Genomic DNA, 13,976 nt, shown 5'->3' on the forward strand with positions numbered 1-13,976 from the left:
CGCGGTCGTACGGGAGCCGCGGGGTGCGGCCGGCGGGGTGTGGCCGCCGGGGGTGGACATGCGGCGGGCGGCCGGACGGGCGCCCGGGCCGGTGGCCGGCCCGGGCGGCGCGGCGTCAGACCGACGCCGCCAGGGCGGCCAGGGCCGCCGCGTAGGCGTCGATGAACTCCTCGGCGGTGGCGTCGTCCACCACCGCACGCTGGTGGTCCACGGCCAGCAGCACCCGGTCCGAGACCGGGTCCTGGATCAGCGAGGCGCCGAAGGCGAAGCTGTTGGGCTCGTGCCGAAGGGTGGGCTCGCAGCCGATCCGGCCGTCCTCGATGCGCGCCGAGCTGAGCCGGCCCAGGGCGTGGAACCGCAGGTAGCCGAACTGGCTGTCGAGCGCGGTGTCGGCCATCAGCCGGGCCAGCCGGGCGAACGGCACCCGGCGGTGCGGCATCATGTCCAGCTCCTCCCGGTGCACGTGACGGACCAGCGCGGCGAGGTCCGCCCCGGGTTCGGCCACCAGCGGGACGGTGTTGAGGAAGAGCCCGTAGACCTCGGTGCCGCCGAGCCGTTCCAGCCGGCCGTTCATCGCCAGACCGGTGGTGACCCGCTCCCGTCCGGTGATCCGGGCCAGGGCGTGCAGGTGGGCGGCGAGCGCGACGGACTTGACCGGCACGGCGAGCGCGTCCGCGACGCCGCGCAGCTGCCGGGGGGCGTCCGGCAGCACCCGCTCGACCGTGCGCGGCAGGTCGTGGACGTCCTCGCTGCCGGGCCAGAGCTGGCCGGTGGCGCCGTCCAGCCGCTCGCGCCAGAAGGCCAGCGAGGCCGGCTCCTCGGCCGCCGCCCGCTCCACGGCGACGAAGTCGCGGAAGGCGGTGCGCGGCGGCGGGGTCGGCGCGGACGCCGGGTCGGCGGCCAGCGCGGAGTGCCGTTCGAGGATCTCGGTGAGCAGCGAGGTGAAGCTCCAGCCGTCCAGGATCGCGTGGTGCTCGGAGATGGTGAGCTGGAACGCGCCCGCCCCGAGCCGCTGCACGGTGATCCGGAACAGCGGCGGCTCGGCGAGGTCGAACGGCCGGTCCCGGTGGTCGGCGAAGACGGCCCGGACCGCCGCGTCCTGGGCCTGCTCGTCCGCGCCGCGCAGGTCGGCGAACTCGACGGGGGCGGGCAGCGTGCCGTGCACCAGCTGGAGCGGTTCGCCGTAGCCGGAGATGTCGAGGCCGGTCCGGAGCACGGCGTGCCGGGCCATCGCCTCGTTGACCGACCGGACGAAGGCGGTCTCGTCCAGATCGCCGGAGATCCGGTAGGAGTTGACGTTGTGGTAGCTGTCGGTGCCGCCGGCCACCTCCATGTGGAAGACCATGGACAGCTGCATCGAGACCATCGGGTAGGCGTCGACCACCTCCGGCGGGAGCTCGGCCCGGTCCTCCTCGGCGATCAGCGCGAACGGCCGGTCCGCCCCGGGGTCCGCCGCCACCGGGCGGGCCGCCGGCAGCAGCGCGGCGACGGTGGGGGCGTTGAAGACGTCCCGCAGGCTGACCTGCCAGCCGCGGTCGTGCAGCGCCCCGGCCAGCTGGACGGCGCGGATGGAGTCGCCGCCGAGGTGGAAGAAGTCGTCGTGGACGCCGATCCCGGGCAGGCCGAGCACCTCCGACCAGACGGCGGCGAACAGTTCCTCCTCCGGGGTGCGGGGCTCGACGTGCCGGCCGGTGGCGGGCGCGGCCCGGCCGGGCGCGGGCAGCGCAGCCCGGTCCACCTTGCCGTTGACGGTCAGCGGCAGCGCGTCCAGCACGGTGACGCTCGCCGGGATCATGTACTCGGGCAGTGCCCTGCCCAGGAAGGCCCGCAGGTCGGCGGGCTCGCACCCGGTGACGTACGCGGCGAGCCGGTCGTCGTGCACGGTGACCACGCAGGCGTCCACGTCCGGGTGGGCGGCGACGGCGTTCTCGATCTCGCCGAGCTCGATCCGGAAGCCGCGCAGCTTGACCTGGAAGTCGGCCCGGCCGACGTACTCCAGCCCCCCGCCGGGCAGCCGCTTGGCCACGTCGCCGGTCCGGTAGAGCCGGGCGCCGGGCGGGCCGTACGGGTCGGCGACGAAGCGGCAGGCGGTGAGACCGGGCCGGCCCCAGTAGCCGTGGGCGAGGCTGCCGCCGCCGATGTAGAGCTCGCCGGGGACGCCGGCCGGGCAGGGGCGCAGCCAGTCGTCCAGGACCGCAGCGGTGAGGTGCGGCATCGGCTCGCCGATCAGGCTCCGTTCGAAGCCCTCGCCGCCGGCGGCGACGTCGTGGACGGTGACGTGGACGGTGGTCTCGGTGATCCCGTAGAGGTTGCAGAGCCGGGCGGGCGGCAGCGGGTCGAGACCGGACCAGCGCTGCACCACCCCGGGGTCGAGGGCCTCGCCGCCGAGCATGATCCAGCGCAGCGCCGGCAGGGCGCGCGGCTGGCGGCGCAGTGCCGGTTCGAGCTGGCGCAGCGCGGACGGGGTGAGGCAGAGGTGGGTGACCTGCTCCCGGTCGACGAGTTCGGCGAACTCGTCCGGCGAGCGGCTGGTCAGGTACGGCACGACGACCAGGCGGGCGCCGTGCAGCAGGGCGCCCCAGAGCTCCCAGACGGTCCAGTCGAAGGCGTAGCTGTGGAAGAGCGTCCAGACCGCGTCCGGGCCGAAGCCGAAGTGCGGGCGACCGGAGTCGAGCAGCCGGCTGACGTGCTCGTGGGCGACGGCCACGCCCTTGGGGCGGCCGGTGGAGCCGGAGGTGAAGATGAGGTAGGCGACGTCGCCGGGGCGCCCGGCGGCCGGGGGCCGGGTGCCGGGCAGGGCGGCGAGCTCCTCGGCGCGGGCCACCACGTCCAGGGTCTGCCAGGGGCCGTCCGGGGCGCGGTCGGGCCGGTCGGTGACCACCACGGTGACGGCGGTGTCGCCGAAGACCAGGGCGGCCCGGTCGGCCGGGGCGGCCAGGTCGACCGGTACGTAGGCGGCGCCGGTCTTGAGCACGCCGAGGATCGCCGCCGGCACGGCCGCGGTGCGCTCCAGCAGGAGGCCGACCCGGTCGCCGGGGCGGACCCCGCGGGCACGCAGCGCGTGCGCCAACCGGTTGGCCCTGCGGTCCAGTTCGGCGTAGTCGAGGGTGCCGTCCGGGTCGCTGACGGCGGGCCGGTCGCCGTACGCGTCGGCGGCCCGCTCGAAGAGGTGGTGCAGGCAGTGGCCCGGCTCGAGCCGCGCCGGCCGGTGCGGCGCACCGGCGGAGGTGAGCCGGAGCACGGTGGCGTCCGGATCGGCGAGCGCGGCGTCCAGCAGGCCGGCGTAGTCCGCGGCGAGCCGGCGGACGGTGCCGGGATCGAAGAGGTCGCTGCTGTACTCGGCCTCGCCGCGCAGCTCGGCGCCCTCGCCGCCGTCGAAGAGCGACCAGGTGAGGTCGAACTTGCTGGTGCCGTTGGAGCGGACGGTCCGCTCGGCGGTGGCCGCGCCGAGGACGAGCGGGGCGCGGTCCTCGGCGTGGGCGCCGAACACCACCTGGACCAGCGGGGGGTGCTGGGCGGTGCGGGCGGTGCCCAGCCGGTCGACCAGCTGGTCGAAGGGCACGTCGAGGTAGCCGAAGGCGTCGAAGGCGGCGTCCTGGACGTGCTCCAGCAGGGCGCGGAAGCCCGCTCCGGGCGAGAGCCGGATCCGCAGCGGCAGTAGGTTGACGAAGTAGCCGATCAGGTCCGCGAGTTCGGGCCGGTTGCGGATGGTCACCGGGGTGCCGACGAGCAGGTCGTCGGCACCGGTCCAGCGGCCGACCAGCAGCGCGAAGGCGGCCAGCTGGACGGTGAACGGGGTGACGCCCTCCTGTTCGGCGAGCGCCCGGACCCGGGCCGCGGTGCCGGGGGAGAGGTCGAACGGCTCGGTGGCGCCGCGCTGCCCGCGCTCGGCCGGGCGGGGCCGGTCGGTGGGCAGCTCCAGCAGCGTGGGAGCGCCGTCGAGGCGGTCCTTCCAGTAGGCCAGGTGCTCCTCGTAGGAGGTGTGCTGCTCCTCCAGCGCCCAGTCGGCGTACTGGGCGGCGAGTTCCGGCAGCCGCGGCTGCCGCCCCTCGGCGAGGGCGCCGTACAGCTCGACGAGCTCGCGCTCGAAGAGGTCGGCGGACCAGCCGTCCCAGACGATGTGGTGGACCACGAACACCAGGGTGGTGCGCTCGTCGGCGAGCCGGACGGCCTCGGCGCGCAGCAGCGGGCCGGCGGCCAGGTCGAACGGCTCGGTGGCCCGCTCGGCGAACAACCGGGCGGCGTGTTCGGGCCGTTCGGCCTCGGGCAGGCCGCGCAGGTCGGTGACGGCGAGCGGGACGGCGAGGCTGCGGTGGACCAACTGGCGGGGGCCGTCGGGGTGCAGCGCGAAGGTGGTGCGCAGCGCCTCGTGCCGGGCCACCACGCCGTCCAGCGCCCGCTGCAGCAGGTCGAGGTCGAGCGGGCCGGTGACGTCGTACGTCCAGGGGGTGGTGTAGGTGGCGGCCTCCGGGTTCAACCGGTCGAGGAACCAGAGGCCGCGCTGCAACCCCGACACGGGGGCGGTGCGGGCCGGATCGGCGGACGGGCTCACGGCCGTGTTCCCTTCGTTCGGGTGGTCGGTCTGACGATCCGTCATCGTGCGCCCAGCCGTTCCGCGATGGCGCCGACGGTCTTGCCGCGGAACACCACGTGCGGCGGGACACGGGTGCCGGTCTGCTGGGAGAGCCGCATGGCGACCCGCACGGCGGCCAGCGAATTGCCGCCGACCCGGAAGAAGTTGGCGTCCGGGCCGAGGTCCTCGGTCAGCTCCAGCACGGCGCGGACGGCGTCGGCGACCAGCCGCTGGTCCGGCGTGAGCGGGTCGGCCGGCTCGGCGGCCCGGCGCTCGGCGGGCGCGGGCAGCGCGCGCCGGTCGACCTTGCCGTTGGGGTTGAGCGGCAGGGCGTCCAGCACGTCGAGACTGGCGGGCACCATGTGCTCGGGCAGCAGCGCCGCCAGGTGGTCGAGCAGGGCGTCCGGCCCGGGCGCGTCCGGGCCGGTGGTGACGTAGGCGGCCAGCCGCCGGTCGCCCGGGGCGGGCTCGTGGACGGTGACGGCCGCCTCCCGGACGGCCGGGTGGCGGGTGAGCGCGTCCTCGATCTCGCCGGGCTCGACCCGGAAGCCGCGGATCTTGACCTGGTCGTCGATCCGGCCGGTGATCTCCAGCACGCCCCCGGCACCGCGGTGCCCGAGGTCGCCGGTGCGGTAGAGGCGCTCGCCCGGTGCGCCGAACGGCGAGGCGACGAAGCGCTCGGCGGTCAGCCCGGGCCGGCCGACGTAGCCGTACGCCAGCCCGCCGCCGGCCGCGTACAGCTCGCCGGTGGTGCCGTCCGGGACCGGGCGCAGCTGCTCGTCCAGGACGTGGACCGCCTTGCCGTGCAGCGGGTGACCGATCGGGATGGAGGCGCCGGCGGCGTCCTCCGGGGTGGCGCGGTGGCACGTGGTGAGGCCGAGGCTCTCGACCGGGCCGTAGCCGTTGGCGACGACCAGCTGCGGGTACTGCTCCAGCGCCTTGCCGACGTGTGTGACGGAGGCCCGCTCGCCCGCGGTGAACGCCACCTTGAGGTCGTCGTAGGTGTCCGGGAACTCCTCCAGCAGGAAGTTGAACAGGCTGGCGGAGAGCTGGAGCTGGGTGACGCCGTGGCGGCGGGTGAGCTCCGCGACGGCCTGCGGGTCGGGCCGCTGGCCGGGTTGCAGGACGCAGACGCCGCCGAAGGCCAGCGCGCCGTAGAGCTCCAGCGCGAAGGCGTCCCAGGACACGGGGGAGCACTGCAGCCAGACCTCGTCGGGGCCGAACCGGGCGTAGTCCTGGCCGAGGTAGGTGGTGGTCAGGGCGCGGTGCGGCACGGCGACGCCCTTGGGACGGCCGGTGGAGCCGGAGGTGAACATCACGCAGGCGAGGTCGGCGCCGGTGACCGGCAGCCCCGGGTCGTGCGCCGACCGGGCGGCGACGCCGGCCGCCTCGGCGTCCAGGTCCAGGTGGTCCGCGACGGGGAACGGCGGGCTCGCGTGGCGGTGCGTGACCAGTAGTGCGGCACCGCTGTCGGCGACCGCGCCGGACAGCCGCTCGGCCGGGAAGTCGGGGTCGAGCAGGGTGTAGGCGGCGCCGGCCTTCAGCGCGGCGAGCAGTGCGACGACGAGGTCCGGCCCGCGCTCGACCAGGACGGCGACGGTGTCGCCCCGGCCGATCCCGCGGGCGGCCAGGTGGTGTGCGAGCCGGTTCGCCGCGGTGTTCAACTCGCCGTACGCGACGCGCCGTTCCCCCGAGACCAGGGCCACGGCGGCCGGCTCCCGGTGGGCCCGGGCCTCCACCAGGGCGTGCACCGGCACCTCGACCGCGGCGGCCAGGGTGCCCAGCCAGTCCTCGCAGAGGCCGGCCATGGTGGCGGCATCGAACAGGTCGGAGTCGTACTCGAAGCGGCCGGTGAAGTCGGTGCCGCGGTCGTCGACGGAGATCGACAGGTCGAACCGGGAGACCGGGTTGGAGTGGAGCTCGCGGGTGACCTCGGTGCCGCCGATGGTCAGCGGACGGGTGTCCAGCGGGTGCAGCTCCAGCAGCACCTGGCAGAGCGGGTTGCGGTTCTCCGCGCGGTCGTCCGGGCGGTCCTCCAGCACCGTGGTGGCGATGTCGTCGAACGGCGCCTCCTGGTGGCGGTAGCCGTCGATCGCCACCTCGCGGACGTGCCGGACGAGTTCGCGGAAGTCCGCACCCTCGTCCAGCCGCACACGCAGCGGCAGCAGGTTGACGAAGTAGCCGATCAGCGCGTCGAGTTCGGCCCGGCCGCGGACGCTCACCGGGGAACCGAGCACCAGGTCGCGCTGCCCGGTGCGCCGGTGCAGGGTCAGCGCCAGCCCGGCGAGCAGCACCATGAACGGCGTGGCGTCCTCGCTGCGGGCCAGCGCCCGCACGGCCTCGGCGACCGGGCGCGGCATGGCGAAGCGGTGGAAGGCGCCGCGGAAGGCCTGCACCTCCGGCCGTGGGCGGTCGGTGGGCAGGACGGGCTCGGTCGGCGCGTCGCGCAGGTGCTCGCGCCAGTGGTCGAGGTGGCGTGCGGCCGCGGCCGCGTTGTCCTCCCGGTACTGCCAGGCGCTGTAGTCGGCGTACTGCACCGGCAGTTCGGGCAGTGCGGGGGCCCGGCCGGCGGCCAGCGCCTCGTACAGCTCGGCCAGTTCGGCCTCCAGGACGGGCAGCGAGCCCTCGTCCCAGACGATGTGGTGGCAGAGCAGCAGCAGCGTGGACGTCCCACCCGTCCGGTAGAGGTGCGCGCGCAGCAGCGGGCCGGTCTCCAGGTCGAACGGGACCAGCGCGGCCTCCGCCAGCAGCTCGCCGACCTGTTCGGGTGCGGTCTCCACCACCGTGAACGGCAGCTCGACGGACGGGTGGACCACCTGCCGGGGGCCGTCCTCGCCGAACGCGAAGGTGGTGCGCAGGCTCTCGTGCCGTTCCACCACCCCGGCCAGCGCCCGCCGCAGCAGCTCCGGGTCGACCTCGCCGGCGAAGCGGAACACCCACGGCACGATGTACGTCGGTGCGCCCGGGTTCCACTGGTCGAGGAACCAGAGCCCGCGCTGGAAGGTGGCCAGCGGGGCCTCGGCGGCGCCGGTGCGGGTCAGCTCCGGGCGCTCGCCGCCCGCGGAGGCGGTGACGGCGGCCGCGAACCCGGCCAGCGTGGGCGCGTCGAAGATGGTGTACGGGGAGATCATGCCGAACACGTCGAAGACCCGGCCGACCACCCGGACGGCGGTGAGCGAGTCCCCGCCGAGGTGGAAGAAGTTGTCGTCGGCGCCGACCTCGGGCACGCCGAGCACGTCCGCCCAGACGGCGGCGATCAGCTGCTCGGCCGGGGTGCGCGGCGGGCGCCGGCCGCTCGGCGCGGCGGCGGGCGCTGCCTGCGGCTCGGGCAGCGCGGCCCGGTCCACCTTGCCGCCGGCGGTCAGCGGGAAGGCGGCCAGCGGGGTGACGGTGGCCGGGACCATGTGCTCGGGCAGCCGATCGGCCAGGAAGGCGCGCAGCTCGGCGGGGTCGGGAGCGGCGCCGGTGACGTAGGCGGCCAGCCGGCCCTCGTGCGCGACGACGACCGCGCCGGCGACGCCGGGGTGACCGGCCAGCACCTGTTCGATCTCGCCGGGCTCGACCCGGAAGCCGCGGATCTTCACCTGGTGGTCGGTACGGCCGACGAACTCCAGGGCCCCGTCCGCGGCGCCCGCCCGGACCACGTCACCGGTGCGGTACATCCGGGCGCCCGGCTCGGCCGCGAAGGGGTCGGCGACGAACCGGCCCGCCGTGAGGCCCGGCCGGCCGTGGTAGCCCAGGGCCAGCAGCGGTCCGCCCAGGTAGAGCTCGCCGGACTCGCCGGGCGCCACCGGCCGCAGCCGGCCGTCCAGCACGTAGGCCCGGCGGTCGCCGAGGGGGCTGCCGATCGGCACCGCTTCGGCGTCCGCGGCGGTCCGCTCGGCCCGGTGGACGGTGGCGGTGACCACCGTCTCGGTCGGCCCGTAGGCGTTGAGCAGCGCCACCCCGGTCGCGGCCCACCAACCGGCGGCGGCGTCCGGGTGGAGCCGGTCGCTGCCGGAGATCATCAGGCGCAGGGTGCGCGGGGCGCGGCCGCGCTCGCGGACGGCGGCCACCACCTCCTGGAAGTACCCGGCGGCCACGTTGGCCACGGTGACGCCCTCGGCGTCCAGCAGGTCGAGCAGGGCGGCCGGTGCGACCAGCTGCTGCTCCGGGATCACCAGGCAGGCGCCGGCGCAGAGGGCGGTGAGCACCTGCTCGACGGCCACGTCCACGGTCGGGCGGGCGAAGTGCAGCACCACGTCCTCGGGGGTGAGGGCGAAGCCCTCGACGGCGGCGGCCAGATGGCCGGTCAGCGCGGCCAGCGGGACGTGCACGCCCTTCGGGCGGCCGGTGGTGCCGGAGGTGTAGACGAGGTAGCCGGCGGAGGGCGGCACGGCGTCGGCGTCGGCGTCGGCGGGGGTCCGGGTGGCGGCGGCATCGCTCGGGGCGGCGTCGGCGGCTCCGGTGCCGGCGGGCGGGGTGCCGTCCGGTGCCCCGAGGTCGACGAGCTCACCGTCGACGTAGCCGAGGGTGGCGCCGGCGTCCTCGCGGATCCAGCGGTTGCGCTCCTCGGGGGCCTCGCGGTCCAGCGGCAGGTAGGTGGCGCCGGCCCGCAGGGCGGCGAGCATACCGACCACGTGGTCGAGCCGGTCGCGGCCGGCGACGGCCACGGTGCGCCCGGGGGCGAGCCGGGCGGCGAGCGCGCCGCTCAGCTCGTCCAGCTCCCGGTAGCGGACCGTCCGCCCGCCCAGCCGGACGGCCGGCCGCTCCGGGAACCGGCGCGCGACGGATATGAAGGGGAAACCGCGTGATTCCATCATTTAACCCCGATGAATGAGCGACGCTGGTGGCAGTGGTTCCGACGATAGGGCGGCTCCTGCGGCCCGATCGGCAGAATGTCCGGAAGACCATCGGCAGTTTCAACTGCCGCTCTTACCAACGGACTTGAGCGAAATGGGACAGCCCGCCGGGGGCCTGGCGGCGCCCCGGCGGGCTGCTGGGAAACACGGTGGGAAGGTGGGGGGAAGGGCTACGGCGATTCCGCCGAAAGGGCTTCCGGAACGGCCAGGCGCCCGTCCGCGGACCACACGTCGGAGCGGTCCAGCGCGGCCGGAGCGTACTTCCCGAGCGCGCTGATCAGGAGCCGCAGCTCCAGGGCGAGGCACTGCGCGAACCGGACCAGCCCGTCCTGCGGATCCTCGGCGGAGGCCAGTACGGCCGCCCGGCCCAGGCCCACCGCGCGCGCCCCGAGCGCCAGGGCCTTGACCGCGCGCGCACCCTCCCAGATCCGCCCGGAGACGAGCAGGCAGGGCGGCGGCCCGGCGACCGCCAGCCGGCGCAGGCACTCCGCCAGCGGGAGGCCCACCTGCGCGGGGAAGGCCTCCGGCGCCCAGCCGGTGCCGCCCTCCGCACCGTCCACCGTGACGGCGTCCGCCCCGGCCTCGGCCGCCACCCGGGCGGCCTCGGCGACGTCCCGGCCTGGGTGCAGCTTCACCCAGACGCGGGCGCGGGGGAAGTTGTTGCGCATCAGCCGGACCTGCTGGCGCAGGATCTCCGCGGTGAAGGTGCCGGGCGTGCTGGAGCGGAGCACCCGGCCGTCACCGAACACCGGGTCCAGCCCGTACCGGTCGCCGAGCCGGGCCGCCGCCTCGGCGTCCAGCACGGTCATCCCGCCCAGTCCGGGCTTGGCGCCCTGGCCGACCTTCAACTCGAAGGCCAGGCGCCCGGATTCGAGCAGCGGCAGGGCGGCAGGGTCGCTGTAGACGAGGTTCCAGACCTCGGCGTCCGCGTCCTCGGTGGACTGCTGGACGGCGACCCCGCCGAGCCCGTCCGGCAGCTCCGCGGCGTAGGCCCGCAGCCGGCCGAGCAGGGCCCGGTCGGCGTCCTCGCCGAGCCGGCCGTAGCCGTTCACCGGGACGACGTTCTCGCCGATCACCATGGGGACGCCGAGCGCCCCGGCCTGGCGGGAGAGCGCCTGCCCCAGGTCACCGCCGGCCGCCCGGGTGGAGCCGAGAGCGGACACGTACACCGGCAGGGCGGAGGTGAACCCGCCGATCACGGTGGTGAGTTCGACGTCCCGGTAGTCGGGCTCGCGACCCAGGTCGATCAGCCGGGCCAGTCGCTGCGGCATGAAGACCGGCGGCACCAGGCGCAGCGCGTCCAGCGGATCCCGCAGGTCGACCGGGCCGTCGGCGCGTTCGGCGCCGAACAGCACCCGGCCGTACTCGCCCGGCGGAGGGAAGGCCGCGGCCACGCCGGCCCGCGCCCGCCGGCGGACCTCCTCCTCCGGGAACCCCGGTGCGGACAGGTCGCTCATGCGGCCACCCCGCTTCGGCAGGTGCCCGCGCCGGGGGCGGTCCGGCCGGTGGCCGGGTTCGTGGCGGTCGCGTGACCACCCGCGCCGGGGGCGGTCCGGCGGGTCGCCGCGCCGGGGGCGGTCCGGCGGGTCGCCGCGCCCGACACCGCCCGTTCGTCCCGCCCGGTCACGGCGACACCACCCCGGCCAGCTTCGGGAACGCGCTGGCCTGCCAGACCGCGTCCAGCCCGGCGACGTAGCGGGTCAGCCGCTCGACGCCGATGCCGAAGCCGGCGCTGCCGGGCACGCCCTCGCGGACCAGGTCCAGGTACCAGCGGTACTTCTGCGGGTTCTCACCGGTCTCCCGCATCCGGGTGACGATCTCCGCGTAGTCGTTGGTGCGCTGGCTGCCGCTGCACAGCTCGCCGTAGCCCTCGGCCGCGATCAGGTCGAAGTTCCGCAGCAGGCCGGGGTCCTCCGGGTTCTCCCGGTCGTAGAAGCCGCGCGAGCCCTTCGGGTAGTCGGTGACGAAGAACGGCCGGTCCCGCTGGGCGGAGAGCAACGCCTCGCCCGCCCAGTCGAGTTCGGCGTCCGGACTCTGCGAATGGCCGAGCCCCTGCAGCTCCGAGACCGCCTCCGCGTGCCGCATCCGGCCGAACGAGCCCTTCAGCAGCTCGGTGAACGCGCCGACGTCCCGGCCGAGTTCGGCGAAGTCCTTGGGCAGCTCGCGGACCGCGCTGTCCACCATGTGCACCACCAGCTCCTCGACCAGCTGGACGGCGTCGTCCCGGGTCGCGCCGGCCACCTCCACGTCGAGCTGGTGGAACTCGGCCAGGTGGCGGCTGGTTCCGGCGGTCTCCAGCGGCTCCAGCCGGACGTTCGGCGCGATGCAGAAGATCTTGTCGAAGGCCAGCAGCGAGGCCTGCTTGTACAGGATCGCGCTGGTCATCAGCTTGTAGCGGTGGCCGTAGAAGTCGACGTCGACCTGCTTGGAGCCGCGCGCACCCGGGTCGGTGACCGGGCCGATGATCGGCGGCAGCAGCTCGGTGAACCCCCGTCCGCGCAGGAACTCGCGCGCAGCGGTCAGGAGTTGGTGCTGGATCCGGAGCGCGCTGCGGGTGGTCGGCGCGGTCAGGTGCCGCCCCGGGTCCACCGGCGCGGCGGCGGCCGGGGTGGTGGCGGCTTCGGCGGCGGCCGGGGTGGCGGCGGCCGGTGCGGTGAGCCCGTCGTCGGTCATCACGCGTTGAGTCCCATCTCTCGTCGTGGGGCGGGGTTTCGGGGCGGTTCGGGGGCGGCGGCGCGGGCGTCGTACGTCCGCTGGACGTGCGAGAGCGCGGTGAGCAGCTCGGCCGAGCCGAGGATCGGCGGGCGCGCTCCACCCGACAGGCCGGCGATCGGCATCGAGCCGACGCTCGACCAGTGCAGCCGGCCGTCCGGCCCCAGCGAGCTGCGCGCCCGGCCGGCGTTGTCGGGGTGCAGGCAGTACGGGACGTCCAGGTAGCCGGCCGCGAACGCCCGCACCAGCGCCCGGCCCACGTCGGGGTCCAGCTCCAGCACCGCGCCGATCAGCGCCCGGGCCTCCGCCTCGATGCCGGTGTCGGGCACCGCGGTGAGCGGTGGCCGGTCGCGCTCCTCGGCCGCCGCCGCGGCGGCCGTCTCCAGTGCCCGGACGTTCTCCCCGACGGTCGGGATCCGGTGCGCCTCGGCGGTGGTCTTGACGATCAGCCGGGCCACCCCGGTCCGCACCGCCAGCCGGGCCGCCTCGGTCAGCAGCAGACGGGCACCGCCCGGCGTCCGCGGGTAGACGCCCATGTAGGCGTAGAGGACGAGGTGCCGGTCGACGTCCGGCAGCAGCTCGTCGGCCAGCCGGCCGAGGACGGTGAGCGCCTCCTCGTCCTGCCGCAGGTCGGCCTGCTGGGCGTAGCTGAGCGAGACGCTGCGCAACCCGTGCTGCCGGAAGAACAGCGCCTCCAGGACACTGACCGCGATCAGCAGGCTGGGCGGGCAGAGCTGCCCCATCAGGCAGCCGCCGAACGTCTCCAGGTGCGGTTCGGCGCCGAACTCCCGGATCGACGCGAGCACTTCGCAGCTGCGCTGCCAGGCGGCCACCGCCTCGTGCAGCGGCGTCCGGCTGTAGGGCAGGCAGTACGAGACCGGGCCGCCCTCGGTGGCGTCCAGGCCGACCGCCAGCAGAGCCCGGACGATGTGCTCCGGCGACGCCGAGCCGTGCCGGACCTGCACCGGGAAGCCCGCGTCGGCGACCCCGCGCAGCACCGCGCGGGTGACGTCGGCCGGGTGGGTGGCGATCGGGTAGCCGTTCAGCCCGGCGCCGTCGGCCAGCGCCCGCCGGGCGGCGGCGAGATCACCGGTCCGGGTGTAGCTGTCCAGGGTGATGGTGCCCACCGTGACGGCCCTCGCGTCCCGGGTGGCGATCAGGCCGTCGCGCTGGCGCAGCGGGTCGGCCATGCCCATCCGGGGCTGGACGACCAGGGCGCCGGCGGCTCTGGCCTGGGCGACGAAGGTGCCGAAGCCGGTCACAGCAGCACCCCGGCGGAGAGCGACCTCACGAAGGCGCGGAACTGCGCCACGGCGCCGGCGTCCTCGAAGACGCCGTCGAAGCCGGCGGCCAGCAGCACCTCCTGCCGGGTCGGGTCGTCGGAGCCGGCGATGCCCAGCTTGCCGCCGATCACGGTCGGCGTGCGGCGCAGCTCGGGGCAGGCGCGCAGGGCGGCGATCACCCGCAGGCCCTCCTGCTGGCCGTGTCCGTTGACGCTGCTCAGCACGATCAGGTCGGGCTCGATCCGGCGGCACTCGGCGACCAGGAGTTCGTCGGGCACGCAGGCGCCCAGGTTGGTGACCCGGTGGCCGAGCTCCTCCAGCAGCAGCTGGAGGAAGACCAGGTTCCAGGTGTGCGAGTCCGAGGCCATGGTCGTGACCACGACCTCCAGTCCGGCCGGCTCGGCCTCTCCATGCTGATCCAGCTGCTCCACGGCATGCTGCTCCACGGCGCAAACCCTCTGTGTCGGTTGGTGGTGGGGAGTCCCGGCCGGTGGTGGTGGGTGTCCGGGGCAGTGGGTCTCGGGATTCCGGCTCGCCCGGCCGTGGACAGAACGCTAGGGAGGATCC

Annotated in this window: 6 protein-coding genes; all 6 read right to left on the bottom strand. The window is 75.5% G+C overall.

Features of this window, described 5'->3' with window-relative positions; translation table 11 throughout:
• Positions 1–115: 115 nt before the first annotated feature.
• The gene (locus MCM47_RS14085; RefSeq protein WP_238861909.1) at positions 116–4,552 is read right to left on the bottom strand and encodes an amino acid adenylation domain-containing protein; all 4,437 of its coding nucleotides are present in this window, start codon (positions 4,550–4,552) and stop codon (positions 116–118) included.
• Between the two features lie 41 nt (positions 4,553–4,593).
• Positions 4,594–9,375 carry a non-ribosomal peptide synthetase gene (locus MCM47_RS14090; protein WP_238861910.1) on the bottom strand — a complete coding sequence of 1,594 codons (4,782 nt, stop codon included), beginning with the start codon at positions 9,373–9,375 and terminating at the stop codon, positions 4,594–4,596.
• Between the two features lie 209 nt (positions 9,376–9,584).
• Positions 9,585–10,871 (bottom strand): glutamate synthase-related protein, encoded by a 1,287-nt coding sequence (locus MCM47_RS14095; RefSeq protein WP_238861911.1) that lies wholly within the window; start codon positions 10,869–10,871, stop codon positions 9,585–9,587.
• Positions 10,872–11,037: 166 nt separating this feature from the next.
• Entirely contained in the window at positions 11,038–12,087 is a 1,050-nt protein-coding gene (locus tag MCM47_RS14100) for an asparagine synthetase A (RefSeq protein WP_238861912.1), read from the bottom strand.
• Positions 12,087–13,388: a methylaspartate mutase gene (locus MCM47_RS14105; RefSeq protein ID WP_238861913.1), complete on the bottom strand. Its 1,302-nt coding sequence runs from the start codon at positions 13,386–13,388 to the stop codon at positions 12,087–12,089. Before MCM47_RS14105 ends, MCM47_RS14100 begins: the two co-directional genes overlap by 1 nt.
• Positions 13,385–13,831 carry a cobalamin B12-binding domain-containing protein gene (locus tag MCM47_RS14110; RefSeq protein WP_255752245.1) on the bottom strand — a complete coding sequence of 149 codons (447 nt, stop codon included), beginning with the start codon at positions 13,829–13,831 and terminating at the stop codon, positions 13,385–13,387. The genes MCM47_RS14105 and MCM47_RS14110 overlap by 4 nt, the downstream gene beginning before the upstream one ends.
• Positions 13,832–13,976: the final 145 nt, after the last annotated feature.

It is taken from the genome of Kitasatospora sp. A2-31 (assembly GCF_022288725.1).
In the GTDB taxonomy this organism is placed as follows: domain Bacteria; phylum Actinomycetota; class Actinomycetes; order Streptomycetales; family Streptomycetaceae; genus Kitasatospora.

What these genes read in the sequence shown, in the direction of transcription:
- MCM47_RS14090 (WP_238861910.1), bottom strand. Translation starts at nt 9,375, where the DNA reads ATGATGGAATCACGCGGTTTCCCCTTCATATCCGTCGCGCGCCGGTTC.
- MCM47_RS14095 (WP_238861911.1), bottom strand. Translation starts at nt 10,871, where the DNA reads ATGAGCGACCTGTCCGCACCGGGGTTCCCGGAGGAGGAGGTCCGCCGG.
- MCM47_RS14100 (WP_238861912.1), bottom strand. Translation starts at nt 12,087, where the DNA reads ATGACCGACGACGGGCTCACCGCACCGGCCGCCGCCACCCCGGCCGCC.